Source organism: Allosaccharopolyspora coralli (assembly GCF_009664835.1).
GTDB lineage: Bacteria > Actinomycetota > Actinomycetes > Mycobacteriales > Pseudonocardiaceae > Allosaccharopolyspora > Allosaccharopolyspora coralli.
Window position 1 is genome coordinate 1,842,338 of sequence record NZ_CP045929.1, and the last position, 16,356, is coordinate 1,858,693.

The 16,356-nt window shown below is 69.1% G+C and carries 13 protein-coding genes; 4 read left to right on the top strand and 9 right to left on the bottom strand.

Annotated features, from left to right (window positions below):
• Positions 1-17 precede the first annotated feature (17 nt).
• Positions 18-1,292, bottom strand: coding sequence for a saccharopine dehydrogenase family protein (locus tag GIY23_RS08790; RefSeq protein WP_154076196.1), 1,275 nt, complete (start codon positions 1,290-1,292; stop codon positions 18-20).
• Between the two features lie 347 nt (positions 1,293-1,639).
• Complete coding sequence (locus GIY23_RS08795) at positions 1,640-2,389, bottom strand: SDR family oxidoreductase (protein WP_154076197.1); 750 nt, start codon at positions 2,387-2,389, stop codon at positions 1,640-1,642.
• A gap of 145 nt (positions 2,390-2,534) precedes the next feature.
• Between GIY23_RS08795 and GIY23_RS08800 the strand changes: the two genes are divergently transcribed.
• Together GIY23_RS08800 and GIY23_RS08805 are read left to right on the top strand one after the other, a co-directional pair.
• Complete coding sequence (locus tag GIY23_RS08800) at positions 2,535-5,798, top strand: arabinosyltransferase domain-containing protein (protein ID WP_323847488.1); 3,264 nt, start codon at positions 2,535-2,537, stop codon at positions 5,796-5,798.
• A gap of 147 nt (positions 5,799-5,945) precedes the next feature.
• A complete protein-coding gene (locus GIY23_RS08805) occupies positions 5,946-6,980 on the top strand; it encodes a baeRF2 domain-containing protein (RefSeq protein ID WP_154076198.1) in 1,035 nt (344 codons plus the stop codon).
• A gap of 1 nt (position 6,981) precedes the next feature.
• Here the strand turns inward: GIY23_RS08805 and GIY23_RS08810 are convergent, their stop codons facing one another.
• The 3 genes from GIY23_RS08810 to GIY23_RS08820 form a co-directional block, all read right to left on the bottom strand.
• Positions 6,982-7,887 (bottom strand): LysR family transcriptional regulator, encoded by a 906-nt coding sequence (locus GIY23_RS08810; RefSeq protein WP_228717624.1) that lies wholly within the window; start codon positions 7,885-7,887, stop codon positions 6,982-6,984.
• Positions 7,888-8,112: 225 nt separating this feature from the next.
• On the bottom strand, positions 8,113-8,484 hold the full coding sequence (locus GIY23_RS08815; RefSeq protein ID WP_154076199.1) for a hypothetical protein: 372 nt from the start codon (positions 8,482-8,484) through the stop codon (positions 8,113-8,115).
• Positions 8,481-8,972, bottom strand: a complete 492-nt coding sequence (locus GIY23_RS08820) for an MmpS family transport accessory protein (protein ID WP_187352069.1) — start codon at positions 8,970-8,972, stop codon at positions 8,481-8,483. The genes GIY23_RS08815 and GIY23_RS08820 overlap by 4 nt, the downstream gene beginning before the upstream one ends.
• Positions 8,973-9,277: 305 nt before the next feature.
• On the opposite strand from GIY23_RS08820, the gene GIY23_RS08825 reads away from it, so the two are divergent.
• A complete protein-coding gene (locus tag GIY23_RS08825; protein ID WP_154076201.1) occupies positions 9,278-9,778 on the top strand; it encodes a nuclear transport factor 2 family protein in 501 nt (166 codons plus the stop codon).
• A gap of 219 nt (positions 9,779-9,997) precedes the next feature.
• On the opposite strand, the gene GIY23_RS08830 is transcribed toward GIY23_RS08825, so the two are convergent.
• From GIY23_RS08830 to pruA, 4 genes are all read right to left on the bottom strand, one after another.
• On the bottom strand, positions 9,998-10,840 hold the full coding sequence (locus GIY23_RS08830; RefSeq protein ID WP_323847489.1) for an aldo/keto reductase: 843 nt from the start codon (positions 10,838-10,840) through the stop codon (positions 9,998-10,000).
• 156 nt (positions 10,841-10,996) lie between these two features.
• A complete protein-coding gene (locus tag GIY23_RS08835; protein ID WP_154076202.1) occupies positions 10,997-11,752 on the bottom strand; it encodes a phytanoyl-CoA dioxygenase family protein in 756 nt (251 codons plus the stop codon).
• A 134-nt stretch (positions 11,753-11,886) separates the two neighbouring features.
• Entirely contained in the window at positions 11,887-12,816 is a 930-nt protein-coding gene (locus tag GIY23_RS08840; protein WP_154076203.1) for a proline dehydrogenase family protein, read from the bottom strand.
• A gap of 89 nt (positions 12,817-12,905) precedes the next feature.
• Positions 12,906-14,534, bottom strand: a complete 1,629-nt coding sequence (gene pruA / locus GIY23_RS08845; protein WP_154076204.1) for an L-glutamate gamma-semialdehyde dehydrogenase — start codon at positions 14,532-14,534, stop codon at positions 12,906-12,908.
• 125 nt (positions 14,535-14,659) lie between these two features.
• Here pruA and GIY23_RS08850 point away from each other — a divergent pair, with 125 nt between their 5' ends.
• Positions 14,660-16,342, top strand: a complete 1,683-nt coding sequence (locus tag GIY23_RS08850) for a helix-turn-helix domain-containing protein (protein ID WP_154076205.1) — start codon at positions 14,660-14,662, stop codon at positions 16,340-16,342.
• Positions 16,343-16,356: the final 14 nt, after the last annotated feature.

A 16,356-nucleotide genomic window follows, 5' to 3' on the forward strand; every position in this document is an offset into this window, starting at 1 on the left:
CGAGACTGGCCACGACGTCAGGCCCGCCGCGTCGAGATCTCCATCCCGGCGTCGCGCAGCCGAGTCGCGAGTGCGTCGCCGAGCGCGGTCGCGGGCGTGAGGACCCCGCCGCCGGAGTCCGGAAGCGCATCGCGGTCGACGACCAGCGTCAACGCCGACTCGGCGAGCATGAGCGCCGTCGCCTGGTAACCCGGGTCGCCCTTCGCCTTGACGCGTGCCTGGTATCGACCGCCGGTGCTCGTGCGGGTGAACACGTCGAGCGTGAAGTGGCCCTTCTCGCGTGTCTCCGCCTTCGGGCCTTGACCGGGCTTCGGCAGGACTTTGTCGAGCACGTACCTCGTCGGGGGCAGGCTCAGTCCGGCCATCAACGCGGTGACGCCGACGGTGACTCCACCGGCGACCACCGCCGACAGCGCGGAGCTACCGACGTTCATGACCTCGCGATAGCGGAACCGGCGGCCGTAGGCGTGGTCGCGCAGCGCATTGCTCCGCCGCACCACGCGGGTGTTGTAGGAGGCCATGAAGAACGGAGCCTTCCAACCCCGCAGGCTCGAATGGATGGCGTCGCCGCGCACCACGGCCAGGTCCGACTGCTTGCCGAAGTCCGGTTCGCGTGAGCGGTCCGGGCTCAGGGAGTAGGGGCTCGTGACGATGCGGCGCAGTCGCTTGTCCGCCTTCATCACGTCGATCTGCGTGCGGACCGTGTCGATCGTCCCGCCGCTGAGTCCGCCCCGCAGTGACGTCACGACCAGAGTCGTGTCGGTCAGCTCGCCCGCGTCGTCCGCCCTGGCCCGCTCGTGGAGGGAGTGGACACCGAGGTCGGACGGGATCGAGTCGAACCCGCACGAGTGCACGATCCGCGCGCCGGTCGAGCGTGCCAGCTCGTGGTTGACGTCCGCGCTGTCCCGGACGAACAGCACCTCACCGGTGAGGTCGACGTAGTCGGTGCCTGCCCGCGCGCAGGCCCGCACCAGGGACTTGCCGTACTTCTCGTACGGGCCGACCGTCGTGATCACGACGTCGGCCGACTCGGCGACGGTCGTCAGCGCGGCGGTGTCGTCGGCGTCGGCGAGCAGGATCGGCCACTGCTGAGCGCGCTCGCCGAGACGGGTGCGCACCGCTTCGAGCTTGCTGCGTGAACGCCCGGCCAACGCGATACGCACGCCTTCCGGTGCGGCGTTGGCCAGGTACTCGGCGACCAGCACGCCGACGAACCCGCTCGCCCCGTACAGGACGACGTCGACCTCCCGGGTGCCCCGCGCTCGGGACTCGCCGGTGTCCTCGCTGCTCATCGTGTGGGTCCCTTCTGCCTGCGGCGACCGGCACGGACACGCCGTGTGTCCGAGTGATCAAGGACCAGGCTACTGCCTCGGCTCCCGACTGAGCGCAGCCGCCGATCACAATGGAGCGAACGGCACGTTCGCCTCACGTAACGGTGCGAACGGCACTTTCGCCTCACGTAACGGTGCGAACGGCACGTTCGCCTCACGTAACGGTGCGAACGGCACTTTCGCCTCACGTAACGGTGTGAACGGCACTTTCGCCTCGCGAGACGGGGTGAGGGTGCCGTTCGCACCGACGTCGCTCCGGTGCGAACGGCACTTTCGCCCCGCGAGACGGGGTGAGGGTGCCGTTCGCCTCAGGTGATCTTGCGGAGAAGTGCGAGGGGGAGCACCTTCAGGACCGCCCCGATCGGCACCCACGGCCACGGCGGCACGTATGCCTTCACCTTGCGCTTCTCGATCGCGGAGACCATCGCCCGCACGCCCGTGCGGGTGTCGACCATGAACGGCGGCTTGGACGCGACCTGGTCGTTCATCTCCGAGGCGATGTATCCGGGGTACACCACCGAGACGTCGACGCCCGGCACCCGCTCGGAGCGAATCCCCTCGGCGAGCGCCGCGATTCCGGCCTTGCTCGCCGCGTAGGTCGTCATCGCCTTCCGCATGCCGCGCAGCGCCGACATCGACGAGATCATCACGAGGTGACCGCCGCCGCGGTCGCGGAACAGCTCCAAGGCCGCTTCGGTCTGCGCAAGCGCTCCGACGAAGTTCGTCATCGCCGTGGCCCGGTTCGCGTCGTGGCGCCCCGTACCGAGGGCGGCGCCCTTGCCGAGCCCCGCGTTGACGATCACCCGGTCCACGGTGCCGAGCTCGTCGGCGAACTCGCGGAAGACGGAGAAGACGGCCTTCTCGTCGGTCACGTCGAGAGCCTTCAGCTCCACTCGCCGATCCGGGTGTGTCCTCGTGATCTCCGTCCGCAGCGCCTCGAGCTTGTCGACCCTGCGGGCGCACAGGCCCAGGTCGTAGCCGAGGTCGGCGAACTGGCGAGCCATCTCCGCCCCGAGACCCGCGCTCGCGCCGGTGATCACGATGGTTGACGTGGCCATGGGGGTCCTTCCCGTCGGTCTTCCGGCATACACGACCAGGTGTGGCGGTCGAAGACAACCGACGCCCGTTCGCGGCGCGTCCGTCCGAGCGGCGTGCGGGTGTGCGCCGACCTTCGCTGATCACGGGTCATTTAGGATTCAGCTCGTGGGAACGGGGGAGAACTCCGGGCAGCAAGGGGCTGCACAGGATGACCGGGCGAGAACTCGACGCCTGACGACGCTGAAACTGCTCGCCGTCGTGGCGGGGGTGCTCGGCACGCTGTTGGCGCTGATCGTGCCGTTCCTGCCGGTGAACCACGACATCACCACGCTGAAGTGGCCCACCGCGCAGGGAACCCAAGCGGTGTCGGCGCCGCTGGTGAACTACACGCCGCTGAGCCTCGACGCCGAAGTCCCGTGCGCCACCGCCCGCGACCTCGACGCCCGTACGCCCGGCTCGGCAGTGTTGGTGAGCACGAATCCTCCGGACTCGAAGTACGGGACGCTGACCGGCCTGACGCTCCAGGTCGAGGACGGGCGGGCCACGCTCGTCGTGCGCGGTCAGCAACTGGGCAGCGCCGTCGTCGGCGGCGGCGAGTGCGCCATCAGCTTGCACGCCGACGGGGCGCGCACCACGGCGTCCCTGGGGGACCAGACGATCGCCGACGTCGAGTCCGACATCCGGCCACAGCTGACCGGCATCTTCTCCGACATCGATGCCACCACCGACGACGTGCGCGGCCTGTCGTTCGCGGCCGAGGTGGACGATCGATACCAGAGCTACGCGACCCCGGTGAAGCTCGCCGCGATCGGCCTCGTCGTGCTGGCGCTGGCGGGCTCTCTGGTGGCGTTGCGCCGAGTCGACACCTTGGTGGCGAGACGACCTCGCAAGTTCGCTCCGACGGGGTGGTGGCGGCTGACGAGCCGCGACGTGGCGGTGCTCGGCGCACTGGTCGTGTGGTGGCTGATCGGTGCCATGACCGCCGACGACGGCTACTTCCTCACCATGGCGCGGGTACGCGACGACCTCGGCTACGTCAGCGACTTCTACCGGTGGTTCGCCGTCGCGGTCGCCCCGATGGGCTGGTTCGTCGACGTGTACTCGTGGTGGGTCCAGGTGTCGACGGCGACACCGTGGGTGCGCCTGCCCGCGCTGGCGATGGGGGCGGGCAGCTGGCTGCTCATCAGCCGCGAGGTGTTGCCGCGGCTGGGTCCGCAGGTGCGGCGCAGCAGCGCCGCCGGCTGGGCGGCGGGCGCGGTGTTCCTCGCCTTCTGGCTGCCGTACAACAACGGTCTGCGACCGGAGCCGATCGTGGTGCTGCTGGCCTTGCTGGCGTGGTGCGCCGTCGAGCGCAGCGTCGCCGCGCAGCGCCTCGCACCGGCCGCGGTCGGACTCGTCGTCGCAGCATTGTCGATCGCGGCGAATCCGCACGGCGCCGTCGCGGTGTTGCCGTTCTTGGCCGCGATCAAACCACTGTCCCGGCTCGTGGCGAAACGCGCCCGCGAGTTCGGGTGGCTCCCGGTGCTCGCTCCGATCGCGGCGCACGGGTTCGCGATCCTCGCCCTGTCGTTCTCCGACCAGACGTGGCAGTCGGTGCGGGACGCGACGGCCTCGCGCCGTGAGATCGGCCCGAACCGGAGCTGGTTCGAGGAGCTCCACCGCTACACGATGCTGTTCAGCCAGATTCCGGACGGCTCGTTGACGCGCCGGTTCCCGGTGCTGCTCGTGGTGTTGTGCCTGGCGATGTGCCTGGCGGTCTTGCTGCGCCGAGGGAAGATCCAGGGCGCGGCTCTCGGGCCGAGCCGACGGCTGCTGGCGGTCACGGTGCTGTACTTCGTGGTGCTGGCGCTCACCCCGACCAAGCACACCCACCACTTCGGGGTTTTCGCGGCCGTCGGTGGTGCGTTGGCTGCGCTCACGGCGCTGGCGACGAGCAGCACGGTGCTGCGGTCCGCACGGAACCGCGCGGTCTTCTTCGCAGGACTGATGCTGGTGCTCGCGTTCGCGATGACCGGCACGAACGCGTGGTGGTACGTCTCGGGCTGGGGCGTTCCGTGGTTCGACACGCAGCCGACCCTGTTCGGCTATTCCGTCAGCACGCTGCTGCTCGGTGTGGCGGCGATCGCACTGGTCATCGGGTTCGTCGAGCACCTGCGGCTCGACGAGCACAATCCGAAGGTCCTCGACAAGGACGCGATGGAGGAACGCAGTCGCGCACTGCGCCGGGGCACCGTGCCGCTGTCGCTGGTGTGCGCACTGCTCATGGTCGGCGAACTCGCGACGTTCGCCAAGGTCATCCAGGAGCAGAAGGACAGCTACAGCCTCGGGATGGACAACATCCGGCAGTTGTTCGGCGACAGCTGCGGATTGTCGGACTACGTCTGGGTCGAGGGCGACCCGCGTGGCAACGTGCTGTCGCTCTCGCCGAACCAGCCGACGAAGGCCGCGCCCGGCTTCGAGGTGCCGGAGAGCGCGAAGGAAGAGACCCCCGACGAATACCTGCGGCCGGGGCGGCAAGGGTTCGTCCGCAACGGTGGGCTGCCGCCCGGCGACGGGTCGAGCCCTGGCGAGCAGGATTGGACCCCGCCGCACCAGTACGGCGGTGGCGACGCGCCGACGTGGGGCAGTTACGGCGTGCCGGAACCGGGCCGGGTCGAGCTGCGCACCCAGTGGTTCGACCTGCCCGAGTCGGCGCAACAGGGCGAGATGCCGGTCGTGCTCAGCGTCGCGGGATGGGAGCGAGCACCGAACTCGGTGTTCATGGAGTTCGGGCGCCAGACCCCGCAGGGATTCGAGATGACCCGCCGTCACCCCGTCGTCCATGGCTTCCCGCCTGCCTGGCGCGAGCAGCCGTTCCGGGTCGGCGGTGGGCCGGGCAGCGCGACGAAGGTGCGCGTGGTCGCCCGGGACCGGGGACTCGGCCCGCACGCCTGGATGGCGGTGAGCGCCCCTCGCGTCCCCGAGCTGGCGAAGATGAGCGAGGTCGTCGGCGACTCGCCGACGTTCGTCGAGTGGCCCGCGGCGTTGGTGCACCCGTGCGCCCGGATGACCAGTAACCGCAACGGAATCGCGCAGATGCCGAGGTTCCGGATCGCGGGCGGCGGCGAGGTACGCGAGGTCGGGCAGGCATGGTCCTCCCCGGACGCGGGCGGTCCGTTCGGCTGGCTCAGTGTGGCGACGAGCATGCAGGAACTGCCCACCTACCTGGAGGGCGACATCGGCCGCGACTGGGGCTCGTTGTACCGGGTGGACCCGTACGAGCCGGATGCGCTGCCCGCAGAGGCGGCGATGGAGGTGCGCACCGAGACGCACTGGGGAACATGGTCGCCGGGTCCGCTGCCGGAGCCGCTCCTGCTGCCCGGTGACGTGCCGAACTCGGACGATCGCACCGACATTCCCCTCAACGACGACTCCGACTCCGACAGCTGAACAGCGCCGCACGGCCCGGACGTCGGTGCCTTGTCGGAGTGTCCTCATCGGACTCTCGACGGGATCGTCGAACGGCAGGTTTGAGTCGCCTCCTGTCTGGGTACGGCCCCGGTTGAGAAGACCGCGACGAGACGACGGGAGGACACGATGGAGTTGTCCGTACTGAAGCCGGTCCAGCAGCACGAGGGCCCGTTCGCCACGGTCTACCTGGAAGGCCGGTCGCCCAGTGAGGACGCACCGAGCCAGCTGCGGTTGCGCTGGAAGGCGTTGCGGGAGCAGCTCGAAGCCGAGGACGCGCGGTCGGAGGCGGTCGAAGCGCTCGAATCGACACTACTGAGTGCTGAGTCGGGCGAGGGACAGGCGAACGGTCGCGTGGTAGTGGCCACGCCGGAGGGTGTCGTTCTCGACGAGCCCTGGGACGCCGCACTCGGTGCGGGGGACACGGCGTACTGGACCGTGCTTCCCGAACTCGGCGCGTATCTGCGTGAGGCCACCGCCGCGGTGCGCATGGTCGTGGTGGTCGCGGACCAGAATGGTGCGCAGGTGCGCACGGAGGTCGTGGCCGAGCAACACGAACCGCGGACCGTCGGTGAGTCCGCGGTCGAGGGCTCGTCCCTGGAGGGCCCGCACAAGCCCCGTGGCCAGGCGCTCTCGCACAGCCGGATCCAGCGTCGTGCCGACGAGGCGTTGCGACGCAACGCGAAGGACATCGCCGAGCACGTGCAGACGACCGCGTCGAAGGTCCGGCCCGACGTGGTGGTGCTCGCAGGCGAAGTCCAGGCACGGACCGCGGTGAAGGACGAGCTTCCGTCCGAGATCCACGACACGGCGGTGGAGACCGATCGCGGCGCGGGTGAGGACCAGAACTCCGAGGAGGCACTGACCGACGAGCTGCTGCGCATCGCAGGCGAGGTCGCACAGACCCGAATGCAGGAGCGTACCGGCAAGTTCCACGAGGCCACCGCGCACGGCACCGGCGCGCAGGGCGGCGATGCGGTGGCGAAGGCCGCCGAGATGGGTGCCGTGGGGACGCTGTTGTTCGAGCCCGGGCGTTCGGCGTCCCGGGAAGCCTTTCTGATCAAGACCTGCGCCGACATCAACAGTACGTTCCACCTGGTCGAGCCCGGGACGAACCTGCAGGACGGTGTCGGTGCCGTGCTGCGCTTCCCGGTGAACGCCTGACTCAGGCGAACTCCTCGACGGCCGTGTGAAGGTCGTCGAGGAGTTCGGTGATCACGGGCTCGCTCGCTCGGGAGTCACGCACCGCCAACGAGAGGCAGAGGCTCGGTTCCGGGCGCTGCACCGGGCGCACGGCCACCCCGTCGCCGCCGGCGATGCGCAGGGCGAGACGCGAGGCCAGCCGCACGCCGAAACCCGAGGCGACGAAACCCTGCGCGGTCAGGAAGTCGTCGGTGCGGACGGCGACGTTCGGTTCGAATCCCGCTGCCGAGCACGCGTCGAAGACCGCTTGTTCACACGCGTCCGGAACGGCGTGCGCTTGCATGGACACCCACGGCTCCTCGGCGAGCTGGGCGAGATCCAGGAGTTCGTGCTCGGCGAGCGCGTGGTCTGCGGGCAGCACCGCACGAAACGGGTCGTCGAGCAGCGGGAACAGGTGCAGCCCGGTGGGAGCCGGGTCGTTCGGGGCTGCGGCGAGGACGGCAAGGTCGGCCTCGCCGTCCTGTACTTCGCGTGCCGGTGCGGCACTGAGGCACGGTTCGATCCGCATCGACGGCCTGCGGGCGCGGTAGGCGGTGAGGGCGCGGGGGATGAGTGCGTCACCACCGCTGGCGCACCAGCGAATGCGGAGCCTGCCGGACGCGCCGGTGCGCAACGCCGCGAGTTCGGCCGTGGTGTCGGCGAGGATCTTCGCAATCGAACCGGCTTGTTCGGCGACCAGAACGCCCGCCTCGGTGGCGCGAACCCCCCGTCCGGCCTTCTCCAGCAGCGGTACGCCGGCTTCCCGTTCGAGCACCGCGAGCTGCTGACTGATCGCCGAGGGGGTGTAGCCGAGGTTGGTGGCGGCGGTGGTGACTGAACCACTGGTCACCACCGCTCGCAGGATCTGCATTCGTCGCGTGTCCAGCACGGACCAAACCGTACAGGAACGCTACATCCTGGCGTAGGTATCGTCACTTGTCCTACGTCGTGCGTCCCGGCAGCGTGGAGTCGTCAGCCACGGAACGGGCGGAGGTAGCGATGAGCGAAGGCACGATGCATGCGGAACGTGACGAGGCGGCACAGACGTGTGAGGCGCCCTCAGTCCCGTCCGAGTCACCTCGGAAAGCGCCGACACGCCGGTGGTCGTCATGGTTCAGCGAGGTCGGCCGTTGGCGCGCCGATCTTCTCCGTTGAGATCATGGTGGGGCTGGATGTTCACGGCGGACGACGCTTCGGGTTCGAGGGCGTCGAGGATCTGGTAGGCCGTGCGTCGGGACAGTCCGGAGTGCTCGATCAACACCGAACGGTTGATCGCAACGCCGTCGATCCGCAGCGCGCCGGCTGCGCGGAGGGCAGCCTTGAGCTCCTCGAGAATCGATGCGGCGGCCCGTTTGGCGGCGGCCCGTTGTTCACGCAACTCGTCGAGCCGGGCGAGTGCTTCGGATTCGGAGTCGAACACGGGGAATCCCTTCTTGGTGCGCGAGCCCGCGCCGGGCGACGGCGCGGGCTCGCGCACTGTCCTCATTCGAGCGTGCTGTGGCAGGACACGGTGGCGAACTCGCCGCCGGAGGAGTGGTTCTCGCTGATCACTTCGCCGTCGACCAGGATGGTGCAGCCGAGTGGTCCGGTGCCGCCCTGGTAGCTGCGGGTCGCGGAGACCGAGACGGGAGCGAAGAACGTGTCCTCCATGGTGATCTCGGTCGACCAGGGCAGGGACTCGGTCGACTGGGAGTGCGACATGTTGGAGTCGGTGGTGAAGGTGATCATGCCCTCGCCGCCGCCGGTAATCTCGTACCGGACGACGTGGCCGCCCGACGAGCTGGCGGCGACCGCCTCGGGGGCCGATCCGTTCCCTGCGGACGCGGAGGTCGAGCCACCGGCTCCGGCCGCGGCGGCGACGACGATCACAGCGAGCAGGCCGAGAGCGGGGATGACCACGAAGTTGCGGAACCGGTGCGTCTTTTCGATCTTGACGCGCTGCCCGGTGGTCGGGTCCGTGTAGTAGGAAGCCATGATCAGAGCCTTTCGAGAAGGCCCCGCGCCGCGCCGGTGCAGGTCTGGTCTGGGGCGTGCCATCGGCGGATCTCGCCGCTGTTTAGAAGTAAACAGGCAGGACACGTCGTTGTCTATCGGTAGACAGTGCGTGCAGCGTCACAGCTCGGGTCGGTAACGACGGGCCCGTCGCCGACGACACGAACGTCCGCTTTGCCCCCGCGGTGGTGCGCACGGTCGACACCGAGCGGTGCGTTGGTCGCGAGCGCCCCTACGCGGCGGTGACATGTCGTTGCCTCGCGCCGCACGGTCCGTACTGTCGAAGGATGCGACTGTCGTCCTCACTAGCCGTGGTCGCGGGAGGTGCGCTCGCCCTCGGGGCGCGCGCTGCGCTCCCGCATCTGATCGCGAGGAAGGTGCGATCGGACCTGGACAAGCTCAACGCGGGGGACCACCGACCGATGCTGGCAGCCTACGCCGACGACGCGATCCTGCGGTTTCCCGTCGGCGACCACCGGTGGTCCGGGGAACACCGCGGAAAGACGGCGATCGAGCGCTTCTTGCGGGAGTTTACGGCGGCCGGGCTGTTCGGCGAGATCACCGAGCTGCACGCGTCCGGCCCACCGTGGCGGATGACGTTGCTCGCCCGTTTCGACGACCATGCCCTCGGGCCGCGGGGCCAACGTCTCTACGACAACCGCGCGGTGCTCCTCGGGCGTCTCCGTTGGGGAAAGATCGTGGAGCACGAGGACTTCTTCGCCGACACCGGTCCTCTCGAGACCCTCGAGCGACGGCTCCGCGAACTGGATCGGCATCCGGTGACGTGACGTCCGTCAGAGGGCAGTGTGGAACTTGGGTGGGTGGTCCGGTACCGCCGCCAGTTCGTGCCTCGCGGCGTTGGGGTCCTCTTGAGTATCCGGGTGTACGCGGCGAGACCCCTTGCCTTGCCGGGCACGAACTCCGAACGCCGGAGCTCCTCGCCTTGCCGACGCTGATCGCGTATGTCCGTGCCCTACAGGCACAAACGCCAGTTCCCAATTGCACCCTCAGCGAATGTCGAGGGGGCGGGCCTCGGTCGGGGCGGGAAACGCTTCGTCGATGCGGTCGAAGTCCTGCTGGGACAGTTCCACGTCCCACGCCGCGGCATTGTCCCTGAGGTGATCCGCACTGCGCGCACTCGGGATGGCGCAGACGTTGTCGTGCCGCAGCAGCCAAGCCAGTGCGACGCACTGGATACCGACGCCGTGCCGTTCGGCGACCTCCTGCAGCACCGCCGAGTCGGGGATGCGTCCCTGCTCGATCGGCGAGTACGCCATGACCGGCAGACCTTGGCGGGCGCACCAGGGAAGCAGGTCGTACTCGATGCCGCGCCGGGTGAGGTTGTAGAGAACCTGGTTCGTCGCGACGCCCCGGCCATCGGGGGTGTCGCGGAGGTCGGTGAGGTCCGCCACGTCGAAGTTGCTCACGCCCCAGTGGCGGATGTCGCCGGCGTCGATGAGGTGGCCGAACGCCTCCACCGTGTCGACAAGCGGATACGAGCCTGGCCAGTGCAACAGGAACAGGTCGATGTGGTCGGTGCGCAGTCGCCGCAGACTGCGACGACAGGCGTCGATGGTGCCCTGCCTGCTGGCGTTGTGGGGGAGCACCTTGGTCACCACGAACGCCTCGTCCCGACGCGTCGACAATGCCTCGCCCACGAGCTCCTCGGAGGCGCCGTCGCCGTACATCTCGGCGGTGTCCACCAGTGTCATACCCAGGTCGAGCGCCGTGTTCACGGCGCGGACCTCCTCGTCGCGGCGGTCGGACTTCTCGCCCCACCCCCACGTGCCGAGCCCGAGTGCGGGCATCCTCGTCCCCGTGGGGAGGGAAACGGTGCGGTCGTCGGCCACGTACAACCTCCGTTGCAAGGCAAAACTGGACGGTAGTGGGATACCCGCTCGCGGGCGCCTTCAATCCGATGCCCGCGATCGTCGCATTCGGCACGCGTGCGGCTTCCGAGGCGTGAGCCTTTTTAGTGGTCATAGCAACCAAAAAGACTCACGCCTCTACAGGGCGTCGACGATCGGCCTGGTGACCGGGCTGGGGTGGTCGGCGTTCAGGTCGAGCGGCTCCGCTGCGTGCAGCGGAGGTTGCGCCATGAAACGGGGCACCGTCCCGTGGTGTGGTTGCGCGGCGTGCACCAGGAACGGGTGGCAGAGGTACACGTCGCCGAGCGAGCCGGTCGCGAGTGCCTCCGGGCGGTGTTCGGTGGCGGGTACGGCCTCCGAACACAGCGACATCCACTCGCGGCCGTCCTCACCGCCGGGTTCCAGAAACCGAGGCACGTCGTGGTGTGATCCGATTCGGACCCGGGTCGGAGCCTCGTCCGGGCCCACCTCGGAGAACAGGAACAGCACGAGCAACGCCCGATTCCGGGAGCGCAGGTTCAGCCGGTTCTCGCCCTGCGGCCCGGCGAAACTCGCCTCCACGTGCCAGCCGGCGTCGCCAGGGTCGTCCGGGCTCGGGAAGCGGACCGGAAACGTGCCCAGGCCGTCCATCGGAATCCAACGTCCCGCACCGACGAGTTGGTCGTACGCCTCGTGCAGAACGGGTGCTCGCGCGGCCTCGCGGAACGGCGCTGTGGAGTAGCCACCGAGCCGGACCACCGGCTGGGTCCACGTGGTGCGGTCGTCCGGATCGCAGCCGGTGGCTTCCCATAGCTCCGAGCGGCAGCGCTCGCCGACGTCGTCCGGGAAGGCGCCTTCGACCTTGACGAAACCCTCTGTGACGAAACGCTCGATCTCGTCCACGCTGAGCGCCATACGCCGTCCTTTCGTTCTCTGCGTAGGGTGCCGCAGTGATTCTCCGACGGGTGTCCACCCGTTTTCCGGGTAACAGCAGCGGATTCACAAGCCCGCACTGCGTGACGTGCAAGGTGCGTGTTCGGGACCGCCGGTCAGCCTCGGGTGAGCAGTGCGCGCGCGAAGAAGGCGAGATTGGCGGGGCGCTCGGCGAGGCGCCGCATGAAGTAGCCGTACCACTCGTCGCCGTACGGAAGGTACACCCGCATCCGGTTACCCTCGGAGACCAGCCGCTCCTGGGCGTCTGGGCGGATGCCGAAGAGCATCTGGTACTCGAAGTTCTCCGGTGTGCGTCCGGCGTTCGAGGCGAGTTCTCCGGCGACCTGCACCATTCGCGGGTCGTGCGTGGCGACCATCGGGTATCCGTCGCCCCGCATGAGGACCTTGAGGCATCGCACGTACGAACGGTCGACCTCGGAGGTGTCCTGGAACGCGACCGACTCCGGCTCCGCGTACGCGCCCTTGCACAGCCGAACCCGCGAGCCGGCGGTCGCCAGGTCACGGCAATCGCCCTCGGTGCGGCGCAGGTACGCCTGCACCACCGCACCGACCCACGGGTAGTCGACCCGCAGGTTCGACACGATGTCCAAAGTGGAATCCGTGGCGCTGTGGTCCTCCATGTCGATCGTGACGGTCGTTCCCGCCGCCGACGCTGCTTCGCAGATCTGGCGCGCATTGTCGAGCGCGATCTTGTCGCCGTCCGTCGAGAGGGTGTGGCCGATGGCCGAGAGCTTGACCGAGACCTCGGCGCGGTCGGCCAGCCCAGCTTCGTCCAATCCGGACAGTACTTCCCGGTAAGCCCGTGTCGTGGTCACCGCCTGGCCACGGTCGAGGGTGTCTTCCCCGAGATGGTCCAGCGTGATGTGCAGGCCCTGCTCGTGCAGGTTCCGAGTCGCTTCCAGCGCGTCCTGTGTGGTCACGCCCGCGACGAACCGGTTCACCACGGAGCGGGTGAGGGGATTGCCCTCCACGAGTCGCCGCATCGAGGTCGACCGGGCGGCGGCGAGCAACGGCAAGCGGAGCATGGAGCTCTCCTTGTAGAGGGTGTGCGGGCTGGTCTTCGTCGACGGTGCTACGAGCGGACCCGGAGCGTCCGATGTGGACGCTCCGGGTGTCAACCCATGTGGGGGTAGGTGTGCCGGGTGGGGGCGACGAAGGTTTCCTTGATCGCCCGCGGGCTGGTCCAGCGCACGATGTTGAACAGCGAGCCGGCCTTGTCGTTGGTGCCCGACGCGCGGCTGCCGCCGAAGGGCTGGCGGGAGACGATCGAGCCGGTCGGCTTGTCGTTGACGTAGAAGTTCCCGGCCGCGTGCCGCAACTTCTGGTGCGCCAGGTCGATCGCGGAGCGGTCGGCGGCGAAGACCGCACCGGTCAGCGCGTACGGGCTCGACGAGTCGACGACGTCGAGGATCTCCGAGTATTTGTCGTCGTCGTAGACGTGCACGGCGATGATCGGACCGAAGTACTCGGTGGTGAAGACCTCGTCGGTCGGGTCGCTGCCCACGAGCACCGTCGGCTCCACGAAATAGCCCACGGAGTCGTCGTAGCCGCCGCCGACGAGGACCTCCAGCGAGGTCTCGTGCTTGGCGCGCTCGAGTGCCTTCTTGTGCTTGGCGAACGCGCGGGAGTCGATGACCGCACCACCGAAGTAGGAGAAGTCGGTGACGTCGCCGAAGGTGATGCTGCGGGCCAGATCGGCCAGCTCCTCGCGGAACCCGGACTCCCAGATCGAGCGGGGCACGTAGGCACGCGAGGCCGCGGAGCACTTCTGGCCCTGGTATTCGAACGCACCACGCACGAACGCGGTCGGCAGTGCGCGCGCGTCCGCCGACGGGTGCACGACGATGAAGTCCTTGCCGCCGGACTCACCGACGATCCGCGGGTACGAGGTGTAGGTGTCGATGTTCTCGCCGACGGTCCGCCAGAGCTTCTTGAACGTCGCCGTGGAGCCGGTGAAGTGCAGCCCCGCCAGGCCCGGGTCGCGCAGCGCGACGTCGCTGACGGCCTGGCCGTCGCCGGTGACCATGTTGATCACGCCGGGCGGCATGCCCGCGGCCTCGAACATCCGCATCGTGTAGTGCGCCGCGAGCTGCTGCGACGGCGTCGGCTTCCAGACCACGGTGTTGCCCATCAACGCGGGCGCTGTGGGCAGGTTTCCCGCGATGGCGGTGAAGTTGAACGGCGTGATCGCGGTGACGAAGCCATCCAGCGGGCGGTACTCCATGCGATTCCACTCGCCGGCCACCGAGTTCGGCTGTTCGGCCATGATCTGCCGCGCGTAGGAGACGTTGAAGCGCAGGAAGTCGATGAACTCGCAGGCCGCGTCGATCTCGGCCTGCTGCACCGACTTCGACTGGCCCAGGATCGTGGCGCCGTTGATCGTGTCCCGCCATGGGCCGGCCAGCAGGTCGGCCGCACGCAGGATCACCGCCGCGCGCTCGTCGAACGGCGTGTTCGCCCACTGTTCGGCGGCGTCCTTGGCCGCCTGCACCGCGTCGGACACGTCTTGATGCGTGGCCTGTGCCGAGGTCCCCAGGACGTGCGCGTGCTTGTGCGGCTGGACGACGTCGAACGAATCGCCGCCGGCCATCCGCTCCTTGCCTGCGATCGTCGACGTCAACTCCGTGCGATCCGACTCGAGCTCGGCGATGCGCTTCTGCAGCGTCTCCCGCTCGGTGGAGCCTGGTACGTAGCCCTTGACCGGTTCGTTGTACGGGACCGGAACCGATGTGACGGCGTCCATGGGACTGATCGCCTCCCTCAGCGATGACCCGGCCGGTGGGGCGCGGGCGGTGTGCAACGGCGTACCTCGCAGAGTAAGAGCTGGTCACCCCCTGTGCGTTGTTCGATCGGATAGTGTGATCCCTGATGCATGGTGCGAACGAACAACGGTCCGGGTCCGCGTTCGAGGCGGATCCGGATGCGGTTCGCGGTCCGGACGTCCCACTGAGCCAGCTCCTCGTGGCCGTCGGTGAACCTCTGGTCGACGTGCTCGCGGCCCCGCGCGGTTTCGACGTCGCCGTGCGGGATGTCGTCATTGTCGACCCGGACGAGAGCCAGGGCACGCGCGCGGGCGACGTGGTCCTCGTGATCGGCGCTCGAGGGCGTGCGGCGGTGCCGCTGGTGCGCGCAGCGGCGGACAGTGGCGCGAGTGTCGTCGCCGTCAAGGTCGACAACGGCACAGCAGGCGGCGCCAGGGACACCGCGCTACTGCGCGATACCGCCCGCGACCACGGCATCGCGCTGCTCGGCGTCGGCCCGGACGTGCGGTGGGAGCGGCTCGAAGCGTTCGCCCGCGCGGCCGTCGGTAACGCACTCGCCACGGCCGGCGCCGACGACTCCGACGCGCCAGGGGATCTGTTCTCGCTCGCGCAGACCGTCGCGGCCATGACCGACGGAATCGTCACCATCGAGGACACGGCGGCCCGGGTGCTGGCGTACTCGCGCACCGACGACGAGGTCGACGAACTCCGCCGACTGTCGATTCTCGGACGCCGGGGCCCGGAGTCGTACCTGGAGAAGCTGCGCGAATGGGGTGTCTACGAACGACTCCGTGCCGGCGACGACGTCGTCGAAGTGGACGAGCGTCCCGAACTCGGCATACGGCGTCGGATGGCGGTCGGCATTCACGTCGGCGACCAGCCGCTCGGGGTCATCTGGGTGCAGGAGGGACGTTCTCCGCTGTCGGAACGTGGCGAACGTGCCCTGCTCGGGGCGGCCCGGGTGGCCGCGCTGCAGCTCATCCGACAGCGAACGGAGACCGGCGGCGTCCCGCGCTTCCGGGAGAACCTGCTCACCGGGCTGCTCGACGGCCGGGTGGACGCGGCGTCGGTGGCCGGGGACATCGGCGCGCACGCCGCACGGTCGTGTGCGGTGGTCGCGTTCACGCTGCGCCCCGGCGGCCCGGGCGAGCCGGACCGCTCGGAGATCGAGCTGTTGCGTTCGGAGATGACCGGGCTGATCTCGGTACACGCGGCGGCCTATCGGCGCAGTGCGCTCGTGACGACGATCGGCTCCCGCGTCTACGTGCTGTTGCCGGACCTGCCCGCGCGCGCGGCCGGATCGCCGGTGGTCGGGTGGACGCGCGAGATGGTCGACGCTGCGGGCCAGCATCTGCGCTCACGGGTGAAGGCGGGCGTCGGCTCACCGGTTCGGACGTTGGAGGACGCGGCGGACTCGCGCACCGAAGCGGACCGCATCCTCGACGTGCTCGACGACGAGACGACGGTGGCGACCATCGACGATGTGCGGTCCCAGGTGCTCGTCGGGGAGGTCCTCGGGCTGCTGCGGTCGCACGAGCGGATCCGGGATCCGCGGGTGCGTGCTCTCGTCGCACACGACCACGAGCACGGCACCGATCTCGGTGTCTCCCTGCTGGCGTTCCTGGAGGCGTTCGGCGACGTCCGGCAGGCGAGCGAGCGGCTGAACGTGCACCCGAACACCGTGCGACACCGCGTTCGCCGAGCCGGTGAGATCGGCGACCTGGACCTCACGGACCCCACCGAACGCCTCAGCCTCCACCTCCAACTCCGCCTCATCCTGCACCGCTGAGGTGGCAAATTCGC

Excerpts from the sequence above, each read along its gene's own strand:
- GIY23_RS08790 (WP_154076196.1), bottom strand. The coding sequence starts at position 1,292 with ATGAGCAGCGAGGACACCGGCGAGTCCCGAGCGCGGGGCACCCGGGAG.
- GIY23_RS08795 (WP_154076197.1), bottom strand. The coding sequence starts at position 2,389 with ATGGCCACGTCAACCATCGTGATCACCGGCGCGAGCGCGGGTCTCGGG.
- GIY23_RS08805 (WP_154076198.1), top strand. The coding sequence starts at position 5,946 with ATGGAGTTGTCCGTACTGAAGCCGGTCCAGCAGCACGAGGGCCCGTTC.
- GIY23_RS08815 (WP_154076199.1), bottom strand. The coding sequence starts at position 8,484 with ATGAGGACAGTGCGCGAGCCCGCGCCGTCGCCCGGCGCGGGCTCGCGC.
- GIY23_RS08820 (WP_187352069.1), bottom strand. The coding sequence starts at position 8,972 with ATGGCTTCCTACTACACGGACCCGACCACCGGGCAGCGCGTCAAGATC.
- GIY23_RS08825 (WP_154076201.1), top strand. The coding sequence starts at position 9,278 with ATGCGACTGTCGTCCTCACTAGCCGTGGTCGCGGGAGGTGCGCTCGCC.
- GIY23_RS08835 (WP_154076202.1), bottom strand. The coding sequence starts at position 11,752 with ATGGCGCTCAGCGTGGACGAGATCGAGCGTTTCGTCACAGAGGGTTTC.
- GIY23_RS08840 (WP_154076203.1), bottom strand. The coding sequence starts at position 12,816 with ATGCTCCGCTTGCCGTTGCTCGCCGCCGCCCGGTCGACCTCGATGCGG.
- pruA (WP_154076204.1), bottom strand. The coding sequence starts at position 14,534 with ATGGACGCCGTCACATCGGTTCCGGTCCCGTACAACGAACCGGTCAAG.
- GIY23_RS08850 (WP_154076205.1), top strand. The coding sequence starts at position 14,660 with ATGCATGGTGCGAACGAACAACGGTCCGGGTCCGCGTTCGAGGCGGAT.